This window comes from Pseudoalteromonas sp. ABV4_021 (assembly GCF_056159365.1).
On sequence record NZ_JBSWVB010000002.1, the window covers coordinates 589831 to 605143 of the forward strand.

12 protein-coding genes are annotated in these 15313 nt (G+C 40.9%); 5 read left to right on the top strand and 7 right to left on the bottom strand.

Annotated elements, in window-relative coordinates; all coding sequences use genetic code 11:
• Positions 1–38: 38 nt before the first annotated feature.
• Both ACXAFE_RS16950 and ACXAFE_RS16955 read right to left on the bottom strand, forming a co-directional pair.
• Positions 39–2153 carry a TonB-dependent receptor gene (locus ACXAFE_RS16950; RefSeq protein ID WP_475155230.1) on the bottom strand — a complete coding sequence of 705 codons (2115 nt, stop codon included), beginning with the start codon at positions 2151–2153 and terminating at the stop codon, positions 39–41.
• Between the two features lie 21 nt (positions 2154–2174).
• The gene (locus ACXAFE_RS16955) at positions 2175–3608 is read right to left on the bottom strand and encodes a PepSY domain-containing protein (protein ID WP_475155237.1); all 1434 of its coding nucleotides are present in this window, start codon (positions 3606–3608) and stop codon (positions 2175–2177) included.
• 187 nt (positions 3609–3795) lie between these two features.
• On the opposite strand from ACXAFE_RS16955, the gene bcsD reads away from it, so the two are divergent.
• The 3 genes from bcsD to ACXAFE_RS16970 all read left to right on the top strand — a co-directional run bounded on the left by bcsD (position 3796) and on the right by ACXAFE_RS16970 (position 4975).
• Complete coding sequence (gene bcsD, locus ACXAFE_RS16960; protein WP_010559468.1) at positions 3796–4248, top strand: cellulose biosynthesis protein BcsD; 453 nt, start codon at positions 3796–3798, stop codon at positions 4246–4248.
• Between the two features lie 8 nt (positions 4249–4256).
• Positions 4257–4418: a hypothetical protein gene (locus ACXAFE_RS16965; RefSeq protein WP_475155240.1), complete on the top strand. Its 162-nt coding sequence runs from the start codon at positions 4257–4259 to the stop codon at positions 4416–4418.
• Between the two features lie 89 nt (positions 4419–4507).
• Positions 4508–4975, top strand: a complete 468-nt coding sequence (locus ACXAFE_RS16970) for a hypothetical protein (RefSeq protein WP_475155241.1) — start codon at positions 4508–4510, stop codon at positions 4973–4975.
• Here the strand turns inward: ACXAFE_RS16970 and ACXAFE_RS16975 are convergent.
• Entirely contained in the window at positions 4962–7592 is a 2631-nt protein-coding gene (locus ACXAFE_RS16975; protein ID WP_475155243.1) for a protein kinase domain-containing protein, read from the bottom strand. The two genes, ACXAFE_RS16970 and ACXAFE_RS16975, sit on opposite strands and share 14 nt — an antisense overlap.
• A gap of 98 nt (positions 7593–7690) precedes the next feature.
• Here ACXAFE_RS16975 and ACXAFE_RS16980 point away from each other — a divergent pair, with 98 nt between their 5' ends.
• Entirely contained in the window at positions 7691–8614 is a 924-nt protein-coding gene (locus tag ACXAFE_RS16980) for an FHA domain-containing protein (protein ID WP_105171980.1), read from the top strand.
• 149 nt (positions 8615–8763) lie between these two features.
• Here the strand turns inward: ACXAFE_RS16980 and ACXAFE_RS16985 are convergent, their stop codons facing one another.
• On the bottom strand, positions 8764–9609 hold the full coding sequence (locus ACXAFE_RS16985) for a DUF2306 domain-containing protein (RefSeq protein ID WP_475155249.1): 846 nt from the start codon (positions 9607–9609) through the stop codon (positions 8764–8766).
• A 187-nt stretch (positions 9610–9796) separates the two neighbouring features.
• Between ACXAFE_RS16985 and ACXAFE_RS16990 the strand changes: the two genes are divergently transcribed.
• A complete protein-coding gene (locus ACXAFE_RS16990; RefSeq protein ID WP_475155253.1) occupies positions 9797–10891 on the top strand; it encodes a helix-turn-helix domain-containing protein in 1095 nt (364 codons plus the stop codon).
• Between the two features lie 63 nt (positions 10892–10954).
• On the opposite strand, the gene ACXAFE_RS16995 is transcribed toward ACXAFE_RS16990, so the two are convergent.
• The 3 genes from ACXAFE_RS16995 to ACXAFE_RS17005 all read right to left on the bottom strand — a co-directional run bounded on the left by ACXAFE_RS16995 (position 10955) and on the right by ACXAFE_RS17005 (position 15274).
• Complete coding sequence (locus ACXAFE_RS16995; protein WP_475155256.1) at positions 10955–11632, bottom strand: manganese efflux pump; 678 nt, start codon at positions 11630–11632, stop codon at positions 10955–10957.
• On the bottom strand, positions 11616–13229 hold the full coding sequence (locus tag ACXAFE_RS17000) for a hypothetical protein (protein WP_475155259.1): 1614 nt from the start codon (positions 13227–13229) through the stop codon (positions 11616–11618). The genes ACXAFE_RS16995 and ACXAFE_RS17000 overlap by 17 nt, the downstream gene beginning before the upstream one ends.
• Before the next feature lie 218 nt (positions 13230–13447).
• Positions 13448–15274 carry an alkaline phosphatase PhoX gene (locus ACXAFE_RS17005; protein ID WP_475155263.1) on the bottom strand — a complete coding sequence of 609 codons (1827 nt, stop codon included), beginning with the start codon at positions 15272–15274 and terminating at the stop codon, positions 13448–13450.
• Positions 15275–15313 lie beyond the last annotated feature (39 nt).

Here is a 15313-nt window from a genome sequence, read left to right on the forward strand (position 1 = left end):
TTTTATCTCAATTATGTAAACACGGTGCTGCTATGCGTTTAGAAGCGGTATTTTAAACCCACATAAACAGTACGTGGCATGCCTGGCTGAATTTGTGTTTTCCCGTAGCGAATTTCAGCTTGTAATGCATACTGCTTATCTGTGATATTTGAAATTCGCGCATGCACTTCAAATACATCGTTTAATGCATAATTAGCCTTTAAATTGCCGATTGTATAACCTGAATATTCATGGGTGTTTTCACTGTCCATCCAGTAGTCTCCAATACTTTGCATTTCAGCAATTATATGAAGGCCAGATATAGCTTTACTCTTATAGTTTAAGCGAACGTTGGCAACATAATCAGGTGCCATAGGTAAGCTGTTGCCCGATAAATCGACTTCACTTGATTGTTTGGTGCGGTAATCAACGCGCCCTTGATCTTGAATGTAATGATCAAATTCATGATTAGATTGCGAATAAGCTAAAGCCAAAGACCAAATAGGATTGATCTGATAATCCACTCCAAGCTCAAACCCTTGGTGATTAACACTTGCAGCATTAACACGGTAGCTAGCGCCAAAATCATCATAGGCAGTCACAATGGCATCTTCTACATCCATAAAATAATATGCCAATTCAACGCTAAGCTTATCTAAGTTTGCTTTATAACCCACTTCATAGGTGTCGGACGTTTCTTCATCCAACGAGCCAAGTTGTGCGCTGGTTTCTTTAGTTTTCAAATGATAAAGCTCTGACGCTGTTGGAATACGAATGGCATTGGCAAAACGCGCGTAAATACTCATTTGCTTATCAAGCAAATAATTCACACTCACTTTTGGGCTTAAGTGTTGGTAGCTGTCTGTGCGGCTAGCAATTGAACGATTACCGAAGCCGTCATCGTCATAGACAGGCAGATTGTTATCAAACTCATAACGGTTATTATCGTAACGTAGCCCTAAACTGTAGCTCAGTGAATCGGTTAGATAACCAATGTGCTGAATGTAAGGCGATATGCCAGTAAAGCTGGTCTTATCATCATAAAAAACATGCCCTTCTGGATAGGTCGCAGCTCCCCAGCCCGTTGTGGTACGCGTAGTGGGTTGATACGAATAAGCATCACCTTCTGAATATTCAAAGTCAACACCCACGGTAGTTTCAAAGTCGTTTGTATGCACAAAGTTACTTAACGCAAGTAAGCCAAAAGTGGTCACACTCGATTCAACTTGCGGCATATTAGGCTGCCAAGTCGCGACATAGTTATTGTCTCTAAATCGTGCGTATGGAATAACGGACGCAAACACGTCATCACCTTGATATTGATATTCAGAACTCAAACGCATGTAATCGGTTTTACGCCTTGGATCTAATGCCTCAACTTCCTCTGGTAAGCCAGATTGCGTTGGGTCATCGGCAAACTGTTCATCATTAAGCGAACTTTGCATTTGCTGATCTAATGTTGATGCAATAAAGCTGGTTTTGATACTTTGCTGCGCATCAATATGCAATTCATGTAATGTATTAAATTCAAATTTTTCAAGGTGACTGTTGTCACGCCAACCATCATTGTTTAGATAGCCAGCAGATATGCGAACACCATTATCCTCTCCCATTAAACGTGTATAACTTCCGTTGTAACGTTGATAATTATGCTCTCCTATTGTTGCTGATAGTTCATTTTTATTGGCGCTAACTGGTGCAGAAATCACATTTACCGTTGCTGCAACCGCACCGGAACCATATAAGCTAGTGCCTGCGCCTTTCATTACCTCTAAACGCGATAATGAAGAATTACTGCTCGCCCACCAAAGCGCGTTATGGTTATAAAACGCCGCTGATTGCAGCGGAATATTATCTTGCAAATAAAGCGTGTAACCGCCGTAATTGATTGGCATGCGAATAGCAGCATTATGCCCTTGCCCACCGGAGAGCTGGTTAATCAACACACCCGAAATCGTTTGCAGCGACTCAGATAAATGTTGTGCATTGTCTTTTTCAATCACCTCACTGCTAACACTGCCAATACTTAATGCTTGTTCTGTATTAGCTTTACCTAAGCGATTTGCTGTAACCGTAATTTTTTCAATGTCTTCATTCATCGCTTCATCAGCCAGCACGTTAAACTGCGAAAAAACTGCGAGCGCAAGTAATGAGCGCTTGAAACAAACAGTCATGAATAAAATTCCTTATTTCGATTAATTATTAATTTGATTAAATGTACTGCGGCGCTTAGTTAATGTTGCTCTGCGTTTGTATCGGGAGATATAAAGCAACAAACCAAGTATTGTTGTGCTAAGTAATGCGATAATTATCAGCGTAATGATGCTATCTCGTAATCCTTTACCAATTGGATTCAAAAAGTGGTATTTATGCAGATAACCAAAATGCCAACTGCGAGCTTGCTGCCAAGGCGTGTCAATTGCTGCAATGTAACCAGTGTGGACCTCAACACTATAAATGGTGGGATCATTATCAAAAGTGACTTGAACCACAGGTAGCCGCTTGTTGATAAAGGCATAGCTTGGACCAAATTTATCGATTTTTTGCCACGTTTCGATCGGCGCTGAAAGGTTTAATTGCTGCGCCAAAATTGTTTCTGCTAAAGCAAGATCATTCAACTTAAGTTGCGATTGCTGCCAATAGCTAAATGAGCGGCTTCGCTTTTGAAAGTGAACAATTTGGCTAATCATTTCGCCATGAATATTAACCAACTGGAAATTGTGGCCACCCGACTTTCTTAAGCTATTAATAGGATCATGTTTTAACTGCTTACTAGAAAGCGTGTTACTAGGAACAATCTGCCTAAATGTTTCTGGATATAGCTTATCAATTAGAATATGCATACTACTGGTTGAAAAGCCCAACAAGCACACACTGAGTGAAATGCCAAATAAACGATGTAATCGTTGTTTTGAATAGCGGGTGTCTTTGATTTTACGCCACAGTAAGGAGTACGCAACTACGCCACTTAACGCCATCAAAAACAACGACACACTGATAACAAACATGGGTAAAATACGTGTTAAATCATGGGTATTTCCCAAAAAACTGAAAGTATGTAGTTGACCAAACCAATACGACACAGACTCCCTTAATGGCGTATTATGTGCAGCGATACGTTTACCCAAAGTATCTATGTAAATTAAGTTCTCATCCGCTAACTCTATTTTATAGACAGGCAAAATACGGTTTATTTTACTATAACCAAAAGTAAACGTAGTTAGCTTATGAATCGAACGCGTTGTTTTACCTGACCATTTTGTCGCCAAATACTCTGCATAAACAGCATCACTTAAGTTATGCGATAACTTTCCTGTCTCAATATCAAAGTACTTGGTGTGCAATTCACCATTAACATTTTGCGAAATTTGATAATAATAGCGATTTAGGTAACCCACTAGATTGGCGTGACTAAATGCAAAAATCGCGTGTTTTTCTAGCACTCTGTCAAGCGGGACATAATGTGCAATAGCAGCAGAATTGATCGTAACTGGCGGGGAATCAATGCGTTCAGCTTTAGTAAAATGAGACATAAAAGGGTGTAGTAAACCCGACGCAGCCCACAGCATAAATGGCACAAATGCAAATAACGCAAATCGCTTATGCCACACCAAAAATGATTTAATCATATGACTAATTTAATTATTAATTTTTAGTGTTTATTGTATTTATCTGTTACTACTTTTTGATGCGACATAATGTCGCAGTTTACAAATCACCTTGGTGTAATAAAACGTGATACACCCACGACCCACCTTATCCTATTCTTGGATGCATAAGATTTATGTCTGTGAGTAGGTTACTTTGCAATACGCTATGCATTTAAAATCATTAGTAAAACAAAATATTTCAGGGCAGTGGCAATTTTTTGTAAGTTCGTTATTCGACACCTTAGAAGCATCTTATCCCGCACAAGAGCGAGTTTCGTTTTTAACTAAGATGGGCAAACATGCCAGCCGCTCGTTAGACATTCACCCCGAACTAACATTAGTTGAACTCAATGAACGCATAAACCAGTTTTGGTTTGAACGTCGCTGGGGTCACTGCAATATTTTTGAAAAAGACAATGGCTTAGTCATTGAACATTACATTTCACCGCTCTGTGCTATTTTAAAACCCGAACACCAAGAATACGGTGACGCGTTTTTAACAGGGCTTTATTCCGAGTGGCTAAAAAACGCCAGCGCACCATACCAAGGCATTATTAAGAAAGTGAATGCTGAAAACATTGATGACATCGCAGTGCGTTTAAGCTACCACGTCATTTAGGAAAGACTATGGCAACTCAATATACTGCTTGTAACAATGTTATTCATGTCACTTTTGCAAAAAAGCAAATGCATTCTAAACACATGCCAAAACAAGATGAAACACTCGCAGAAATGTTTAAACGACATAAAGTTGTGGTGCCTTCTGATATGATTTTTAAATACAAATAAAGTAAATAAAGTCAGGCAGTTGCCGATAATAAAAAGCGTTATAAAATATAACTAAAATTCTCTCCCAAAATAAAATAGGAATTAACAAAATGGATAATAATCCTACGGTTAAAATCATCGTTGACTTCGCCGGTATTTTTCAAAACATCGACCAGAAAGTAGTATATTGTAAAAATTACTTTGCATTAGTCGGTGATAAGTTTATTTCTTACGATACTGAGCATGATCCTAAGAAAATGATTACGATTACAGAGCCAGCGAAACCATCTTTACCACCTACTATTACACTAAAAGGTGACAGTAGCATTTTCGATTTCAAAGTTTTTGATTTAGCGACAGGAAATGAAGCAACAAACACATTTTTAGATTGGTTTCATGACAGTGCATTGAAACCTGTAAAGTTAGGCGTAAACAGTAATGTTACTAGCTATCAACAAGTAAGTTCAGGTACGCTTGATGTAACTATGATGTTGGTTGCACAAAACCCGACTGATAAACAAGAATATACGATTGGTTGGGATCCGATTGTTGATGTGGACGATGTTAATCCGCAATAATTGACCTGAGTTCTGGTTCATTCCAGTTTTTCCAAAGAGGAGATGTTATTGCCTCCTCTTTTGGGTAGCCTTTTGCAATCGCTAACTTTAATTTTTTAAGTGCGCGTTCTTTATCATCTAGTGCATCATAGGCTTGCGCGGCAAGATAAAATTCCGTTGCATTTTCTTTGTGCGATAATGAGTCCAGTATTTTCATCGCGGCTGTATTTTCACCGTTCCTCGCTTTATAATATGCTGAAGCGAGTTTAGCACGGCTATTTTGTGGGTTAATTTTATATACTTTTTGAGCTAATCCAGCTGCTTGTGAATAAGTTAATTTTGTATCAGGATGATTAATTAACCAATACGAATCCGCCAAATTGCCCCAACTCATATAATCATTTTTATCTAATTTTATGGCCTGTTTATACGCCGAAATGGCATCTTGATATTGCCCTAATATAAAATGAAATACGCCAATATTAGAATACCCTCTGACCGTTGGATTGAGAGCGTTTCCTTCTTTAGCATACACTAGTGCAGATTTTAGCTTTCCTTTGCCATAGAAACTTGCCGAAAGACCAATATAGGCGCTGCTATTTTTTGGCGTTAATGAAACTAATCGCTGATAGGTCGCAATCGCCTTATCGTATTGTGCAGTCCGATAGTATAAGCGCCCTAACTGATTAAGCCCTTTCCAATGATTTGGTGTAATTTTTAGCGCTGCTAAATAACTTTGCTCTGCTAATGCATTTTCTTTTAGTTGCTGATAGGCTCTAGCCAATTCAAAATGAAGGTATTCATCATTTGGGTTTTCTATCACTAATGCTTTAAGTAAATTACTTGCTTTTACTGCATTACCACGTCTAAGCGCAAGTTTATGTTCTAGGTAACTTACCTCGGGGTGAAGCGGTTCAACTTCTGCAAGTTGGCTTACAATGTTTTCATACTGCAATAACCATTGTTCATCTTTTGTTTTGTGATATTTATTCAAATACGCATAAGCTAGGTTTACATAGGCATCAACAAAATATTTATCTAAGTTAATGGCTTGGTTAAACTGTTCAATGGCATTATCTATATAATTTTTTTGATCAGAGCGAAACGTATAACCAATTGCGGCTATGTAATGTTTATAAGCACCATCAAACTCGGTACCTTTACTTGCCATATCACTTTTTGGCCAATTTAGCATAGTAATTGTTTTTGCAAACACGGTTTGGTTTGAGGCAAATAAATCTTTTACATTTACCTTAAATTGCTGCTGCTTTAGTGCAACACCTGATGCACCGTCTATCAGCTCTAGGTTAACTAAGCGCTGTGAGCCTAAATGCTGAATACTGCCGGTTAATACTAAATCGGCACCATAGCGATTATGTACATCGCTAACGGTTAAATTTTTCAGTTTGGCTACTTCGGCGCTTGGAATAACCCAACTATTGGTTTTTTCTCGACCGACTTTGCCAAGCTCGGTGCTTAACGTTACCGCTAAGCCCTGACTAAACAGCTGTACTTGCGGGTCGTCATTAATATTTTGTAGTGGCAATACCGCAATACGTTTATTCTCGCTAATGCGCTTTTCAAGTATTTGCTGATTGCTAGGCGGGAATAAAATAGGCTGTAAAAGTACTGCCATCACACCTAAAAACACCGCTGATAGGCTTACTTTTTGCCAAGGCGCACGTCGCTGCCACCAGTTTGGCTTTTGCACTAAGGCGTCGTTTAAATCGGTAAATGCATCGATTAAATCTGAAAGAAGTGGTCTTTTTGAAGGCTCAACCACCAGCAGGTTTTGAATAAGGGTGATTAACGCTTCAGGTAATTGGGTGTCTTTATCAGCAAAATTTTTGGCTTCACCTGTTGTGATTTGTGCTTTTATCACTTCAAGTGATTTTCCATCAAAGGCTTTTTCACCAGAAAATAACTCAAATAACACGGCGCCAAGGGCAAATAAATCGCTTTGTTTACTAGCGTTTTGCCCTAAATACAGTTCAGGTGCTAAATAAGCAGGCGAGCCGATTGTTGCTGCCTGTGACTCACCACCGAGTACATGGGATAAACCAAAGTCGAGTACTTTAAGCTGATTATGTATATCAAACATAATGTTATCAGGCTTGATATCACAGTGCAGAATGTCGTTTTTATGAGCGTAATCAATGGCATTGCACAGCTGCAATGCAATGCAGGCTTTTTCTTTTAATGGTAGCTGTGTGGCGATTTTTGCTTTTAGGTTATCGCCGTCAACCCACTCCATCACGATGGCAAGCTGTTCATCATTTTGAATAATTTCATGAATGGTAACAATATTGGGGTGGCTTAATTTACTGGCGAGTTTGGCTTCTTGCACTAAGTCGCTTTGCTGGTCGCTGTTTGGTACAAGTTTGAGAGCGACAATACGATCCAACACAGGATCTTTAGCTTTTAAAATTGTGGCAAAGCCACCAGAAACCGTGCCTAAAACTTCAAAGTCACTAAGGTTTCTGTGGGTGACAATAGCAGCTTCTTTTACTACATCACTTGCGGGTGTAATAACTTGTGTTATTTCTAAATCACCGCCCGTGTTAGTTTCGTTACAACGAGTGCAAGTAGCGGTTGAAACATCTAACGCGTTGCCACAGTGATGGCATAATTTACTCATAGTGCAAAGCTTTTATTATTGTTGATTGTAATTAAGCAAAGTTACACCACATAATAACGGCAAAAGATTCCAATACCAAGCGTTGATATGAGGGAAAAATGGGTACATTTACAAATTCGGTTACAGAGCAAACAATTCAGCTGCGAGACCACCACATTATTGGCCGTCACCCAGAAACAGCACACACTTTAATTAGAGAAACTGCGGTTTCACGTAGCCATTGTTTAATTGAATGGCAACAAGGTAATTGGTTTTTACAAGACATCAGTGCCAACGGAACTTACATTAATGGCAAACGCGTTGCTAAAAACATTAAACACGACTTAAAAATAAATGATGTTGTGCAGTTTGGCGATAGCGAAAGCGTAAAATGGCAAGTTTCGAGTTTAGAGCAGCCATGCCCATTTTTAAAAAGCACCAATGAAAGTGTGAGTGACTTTGCCCTTAACCACCACGTAAACATGCTTAATTGCGATGACCAAGAACAAATGATCAGCCAAACGCTCTCGGGCCAATGGTTACTTGAGCAAGAAGGTAATGTTAAAGCCATTCATAACGGCGATTTAGTACGTTACCAAGGCAATCAATACATTTTAATTGCGCCAAGCGATATTGACGCGACACAAGAGTGCGAACAGACCGCCGAACACACCGTAGATGTGAACTTTACAGTAAGCCAAAACGAAGAGCACGTTGGTGTGCTTTTAAATATTGACGGTCAATCAATTGATTTAGAAGACAGAACGCACCACTACTTGGTGTTATTACTGGCGCGTAAATACGTGGAAGACAAACAAAACAACGTACCCGACAGCGAAGCGGGTTGGCTTGATAAAAGCCTGTTAATGCGTCAAACACGTATGGAAGAAACCCATATCAATACGCAGTTTTATCGTTTTAGAAAGCAGCTGCATACCGCGGCGAAAAAACTAAATTTAGACGTTGATATTATTGCTAGACGCCGCGGCGAAATCCGCTTGCAGTGTAACACGATTAATATTGCACAAAGCAAAGTAGCTTAAAACCGTTTAACGTGCCCTCGCACTGCTCAATGTGAGCAAGCGCAACTAATGAATCGCCCCTTGGTTGCGCTTTTTTGTGGCTGAAATTTACTTCTCGCTAATCATGGTTGCTACGCGGAGCGCGTTGACACTCTTCACTAAATAGACTGTTAAAAAAGCGCGTTAAAAACCTTGTCTATTCGTGGCAGCCACATCATCATCGTTGCCGCCCCTACTCCAATTAATGTAATCGCTGCGCCAAACACCGACATAAACGCAACCAGCCATTTTACTGCAAAGTTATTTGTACGTTTTGCCCAAAATACGAGTTCTGCAATGAGCATAGGCAACAAGTAACAAGCAAAAGACATTGCGATATCCGCAGGCCCATCAAGATTACGTGAATTACCAAGCGGTCCCTGATTTACCACAAACCAGCCCATTAAGTACAAACGGAACGTCCAAACCCCATTTACCAACAAAAAGCTGTGCACAGCAAAACGCTGATGCAAGTTAAATTGCTTTTTACACGCGGTACGCCACGCAAAATAGATAAAAATAGGAATTAGAATACCGTTAAGCGTAATGCCCATTGAACCAATATCGCTAAAGCGCATGCCCGTCACCCAAGTAAGGTATAAACCGGTTACCGCACCACTAATACCCAAAATAAAGAAGATGCGACCATTGATCCGGTGAAAACGCGGATAGTTGTTTCTAATTGTTGGTACCAACTGTGAAATACCACACAATGCCAAGATAATTGCGGGTACCACATGAGAAAAAAACACCATGCCATCAAACACGCGTTTATCTTGCACCCCTTGCCCTGGTAGCAAATTATGTGTCACCTCGCTGTTACCAGCGATTGTGGGCATGACATATAAAATAAGAATGTATAACGCGAACATCCACTGCCCAAAAAGAGCGGTAACAAACCAGGTTTTAACGCTTTTATCTAAGATTAGTTGTGGTGATAAGCCGTTTTTCACACCATCTGCTAGTAAACTTTGCATAACTGCCCCTAATTTTTAATTTATTGATTTAGTTAATAAATTGGCATACCAAATATTTAATTTCGCGCCGAGTTTGAAATTCGGCATACAAAAAATACGAAAAAGTTACTTACAAATAGCAAATTGATTGAAAGGTGCGAGCTGGTTACACTTAGTGCTAGTTTAATTCTGGTTTTGACATATTGTTATGACCCTTTCGAGTTTTTATATTTTAGTGCTTTGCATCAGCATTGGCGGTTTAATTACGCAACTGTTTGTGCGTGAAAAGCAACTACCGCACATTTTATTTGCAGTATTTTGTGGCTCAATCGCCATGACACTGACGCAAAAACTAAGCGGCGATGCTATTGGCGCTTATAAATATTTAATTGGCTTAGGAACCGTAGCGACCTGCAACTGCTATTGGTTATTGTCGCGTAGCTTTTTTCGCCAAGAAAAAGCCATTGAACGACACCACTTGGCCTTTGCGCTTGTCATTTCATTACTCATTTTCGTTAAACAAGGTTATTTGTTTGCAAGCTCCACCGCGTTAATTAATGCAAGTGAGCAGTCGCTATTTCGCCATGCACTGTCTGAAATCACCATATTGCTGTCATCGTGCGTGTTGGTTTTATCATTTTGGGAAGGCTGTCGCGGCTTTAAAAACGCTTCAAAAAAAGAGCAAGTGCAACGCGTGTGGTTTTTATCAACCTTTGCGTTAGCGGTAGGCATTAGCAAGTTGAGCAACTACATCTTTGCGGATGATATAGTTGCAAAACAGTGGGTGATCACAGCCATTATTTTAATGGTAGTTGTTAATACTCACATTTTGCTTATTTGGCGAAGCAGAACCCACTGGCAACAACACGCTGGTACAGAAAATACAGTTAAAGATGTCGTGGCGGCAACAGAAACCCGTGTTTTATCATCTGACAGTGATGTGTTACTTGCCGCACAAATTAGTCAATTAATTGAAAACGAGTCCTTATTTTTACAAGCTAACCTCAAGGTCGCAGATGTAGCCCGTCATTTAGATGTGCCTGAATACCGTGTTAGCCGTGCGTTAAAAACGCACATTAGTGATAAAAATTTCAATCAGTACATAAATGGGCTGCGTATTGCGCACGCCAAAGAACTGTTGGCCGATACGACTAAACAAGATTGGTCGGTATTAGTGATTAGCCTTGAAAGCGGTTTTGCCTCTGTAGGGCCATTTAGCCGTGCGTTTAAAAGCGAAACAGGTATTACTCCCAACCAATTTCGCCAAATGCATTTGAGTGAGGCGTTAGTTAAAGCAAGTTAACAAGTACGATTGTTGTTGCGGGTGTTGCTAATAAATTAAAAAAGGGCCTGAGCCCTTTTTTAATTACGATAAGGCAGTTGAAAATAACGGCCGTTGTTTTACCAATACAATACGAATAATAATCGCGCTTAGCGCAAAAATTTGCCAGTCGGGTACATCCAACGCAAAGGTATAGCGCATCAATGCCAGCAAACCAAAATAACCAATCGCCGCGTATTGCAACCACAGCCAAACAAATGGCGTGTTGTTTTGCCTGCACGCTAAGCGCTTGCCAACTTTAAGCCCCGCAAGGGTAAATAGATACACCACAGCGCCCACCACAAGAAATGATGTCCAGACAAACACGGTTTGCCAGTCAACCACTTGCGCCGATTTTGCAGGCCCCGACCAAAGCGCATCCCAACTTACCGCAACAATCAACGACCACGAAATGGTCGCGACTAGCGGATCAGTTTCATCATCGGCAAATATCTCGTGATATAAATACACCGCAATAAAGCCAATTGCGACAACACCCAATAACGGCGTTAGCCAAGGCAGCCATTTGATACCGTAAAAACTCAATAAATACCCACACATAGGTAAAAGTGTGTGTGAGCCAACCACGCCGGTGATCCATTTCGTGCGTGTTTTACGGCACGTAAGCTTGGTACTGTAAAGCGCTGTTACTAACGCCACATCCATGCCAATTGCAGCACCCATCAGTAAACAGGCAATAAGGTATTCAGCGGCGAACTGCATTGTCTTCACCCATTAACCAAGCAAGTCTTATATCCCATTTATGGTGATGCTCTGGCGCAAGTGGCGCTTGCTTATCATCAACCTTCTCAAGTACATTTTTGGCTTTGCTGATATTGGCATCGCGACCAAATAAGAAGCTTTGCTCTTGCACTATGGTTTTATAGGCTTTGTTGAGTTTAAGCGCGCGTTCTTTTGACGGCATAATCAGTTCATAAATGCTGCTAAGGTTAGCAACTTTATCGCGTTTTACTGTGCCATCACTGTCGAACCAACGTTGTAACATTTCTTGATTTTGCCTAAACTCATCACCGCCGCCGACGCGTTGTAGGTACGTTAAAAATTCCCCTTGCGATTCGCCTAGCGTAGGAACATCTTTTTGCGCTTTTAAGTCGATATAACGCCAACCAAGTTTACCTTCCACTTTACGTGGAAACGAAAAGGTTTGGTCGATAGTCGTACCAACGGTTTTATGACAGCCATTACAAAACATCAGCTCTTGATAATGTTGCGGGCGAAGTTTGCCTTGTTGGTCTTCAATATAACCATTAATGGTCCAACTAAAGCCGTTATCAATACCGCGCTCGCCAATCGAAATGGTTTTAGGTAATTGCTCAAATTCTTTTTCTTTTGCCTCAAGCGTGTACGCACCGCGCAGCTTGTTGGCTGATTTGAATCCGTGCTTTTTCATATAACGGACTTCTTTCATGCGCGGGGCATTGTAAATTTCGCCTTGTTCATCAACCCCTAAATAACGCACTGTGTGTAAAAACTCTGTGCCTTTTGGGTACAGCATACTGTGAAGTGGCACTTGTTTAGCATCACCCAAGTAGTGGCTTTGTTTGTTGATTTGTGTCACTTTGCCAAGCGTACCGTCATTATTTAAATCAACATTAATAATACGCTCGTCAATTTCTGGGGTAGAAATTGTTGGCAGTTCTTTAATTGCCATTTCAACCAAACTTAAGTTGGCAAAATACACATTGAGATTAAATTCGCCGTTAATTTCACGAAAGGCGCTAGGCAAGCGGATCATCGCATCACCGGTTGAGCCATTTGTTGGCCAAAAGGTACTTGGAAACGGCTTGTAGTTAAATGCAACCCAATGACTGTTATCTTTTGCAACCCCTTGCTGATTAAAGGCTTTTTCAGGGTACGCCAAATTATTGATAAACATTGCATTGGCTTGAGGCGATGTAGGGTGAGTGTGTGCAAACTGACCATAGTTATCTTGATTAACGTAAGCCAAAATGGCGTCGTCACTGATGCCTTTAATTAAGTCAGAGCGGTCAATAAACAGGTTTTTCCAACTGTTGTTCATGCCTTCATCTGAAAACTGATAATCGCCCTGTAAGTCACCGTCATTCATAATATTTGGGCGTTTTTCGCTGTGCTTATAGGTTTGGTGACAGGCATAACACGGGTTGTTTTTGCCTTCGGTTTTGGTGTAACACTGCGGTGGGATCACCGCTTCGGGGTTATAAATTTCATTGTGTTTAATGTAATCGAGCGCGTTATGACTGGCATTTTGTTTGTTTGCAAAAACACAAAAACTCGCAAACGTTATAAACGCAGCAAGTACTAGGTTTAGGTATTTCATACTCATTCTTCCAACTAAATGAGAAGTGCTTATACCAATTCTGTTAAGTATGTGATCAACAATAACGCTCAATAAATGAAATGCTAACAAAGCAGAATTTTTCTTATGTAGTTGTTCTACAGTGATAAATTCTAACGCAGTTAGCATGATATTTAGTCCGCTAGGATGATCCGCTACTTAAGTGAATTGGTATTATTCACTTCTCTTAAAACAATTGCTTACTTTGTCACAGGCTCATAAAGCCAAAGCGCATTGTTTTCTTGGAAACCGTCTTCACCAATGATGATGCGGCCGTCGTCCATTACGATAACGTTATCTGGTTGTGATAACTGATCAACATCACAACGTGCTGCACCTGATAAGCTGCTACGGTATGTTGAACCCATTACTAATGGTTCGATGCGGCTGATGTTATACCCTTCTTCTAGTTTTGCACGATAAACGCCACCACAATCTTTAACACGGCTTGATAGTTGAATATCACCTTCGTTATCAATTAGCGTGTTATCTAAATCGGCAATTGCAAGGTACACGTACGCATCACGTACATCTTCACCATCAATGGTGTTTACGCCTTCAATTGCTTCTTGCGCACGCTTGGTATTAATTGAAATACCTTCAAGCTTACGCCATTCTGCTGTTGCCCCTTTTAAACGTGCTGCTTGACGTGACTCTAGGAATACCGCTCGGTTATCCATCGGCTCACCCGCAGTAACTTTACCGCCACCATTAGCAACCGTTGGGTAAGTTGCTGCACCATTTGCCCACGCTTCCACGTCAGCCATGGTCATGTAGCTCGTTTCGCCTTCAACGTATTGATCCGTACCTATACCGTCAAAATCTGCAATCCATGCTTCAATCATTGCGTTGTCGCCGTGACCAAGTTCAACCCACGCTACATCAAAGCCTGTTGTCGCGGGGTCGTTTTGACCAACATCTTGGGTTAATTTAGCGCCATAAAGCGTACCTGCACTTAAATCTTCTGGTGTATCGGCAACAAATTTAAATAACACACCACCGGTATCATCTTGCGATAGATACACCGTTTTACCATCTGGCATTACCGTTGCGTTTTCATGCTCAAAACGGCCCAATGCATAGTGCTTAACTACCATTGGCTCATTTGAAGTTGGGTTTTGTACTTCGGCAATATAACCATAGCGATACGGGTTTGGCGCATCCGGTGCGGTAAGTTGCCACATGTAGCCAATGATATCTGTATTCATTACCGCAGGGTTATTCCAATCTGGGTGGGTGGTGGTATCTACTTTTGAATCTACAATCCACTCTTCTGACGTGAGCGGTGTATTCCACGGGGTTACTGAACCAAAACAGTTTGCAGCAGTACCTTTTACACCATCAAAATCAAGCATCATGGCATCAGTAACTGTCCAGCTACCTTGATTATCTTTTTCAATTGCCATACGGCTCATACCACCCGGGTACATTTCCCAGTTAGTGAATAAATAGCCTTTACCCGCGCCCGTTTGAATAAAGCCGTTAAAATCTGGCATGTCGTTTTCAAGAATAAGCTCATCACCAACCATTGAATAAATATGACCTAAGCCTTTTGCTAACTTGCCGTTGTACGTATCGCCCGTTTGGCCGAGGATTTGATATTGGCCGTACGCACTCATCACCGTTTGACGCTCTTCGTCGCTCACAGGTACAGGTGAGTCAACCAGCGTTTCTGGTAAGTTATTAAAATTAACACCAGCAAGCACACCCACGGTGCCTGTGTGGAATGTTTTACCCGCTGCATTCGTTACTGTGTTGCTGTCTGATGGGTGTTGGGCGTTGAAAAATAAATCACCTTCTTGTGATAGAAAGATCCCCGTCACTTCTGCGCCTGTTGGTACTGTAGCAAGACGCGTTAGTTTGCCAGCTGAACCATCGCTACCATTTGTGCCATCTAAACCATCAGTACCATTTTGGCCTGCTGCCCCTGTTGGTCCTTGTGCGCCATCATCGCCATCTGAACAAGCCGTTAGCGCGAGTAATACTGACAGCGCAAGTGCGCTCATTTTTATTTTTTTATGTTCCATTTTATTTTCCATAAGTGACGGTAATTAAATTCGCGCCCT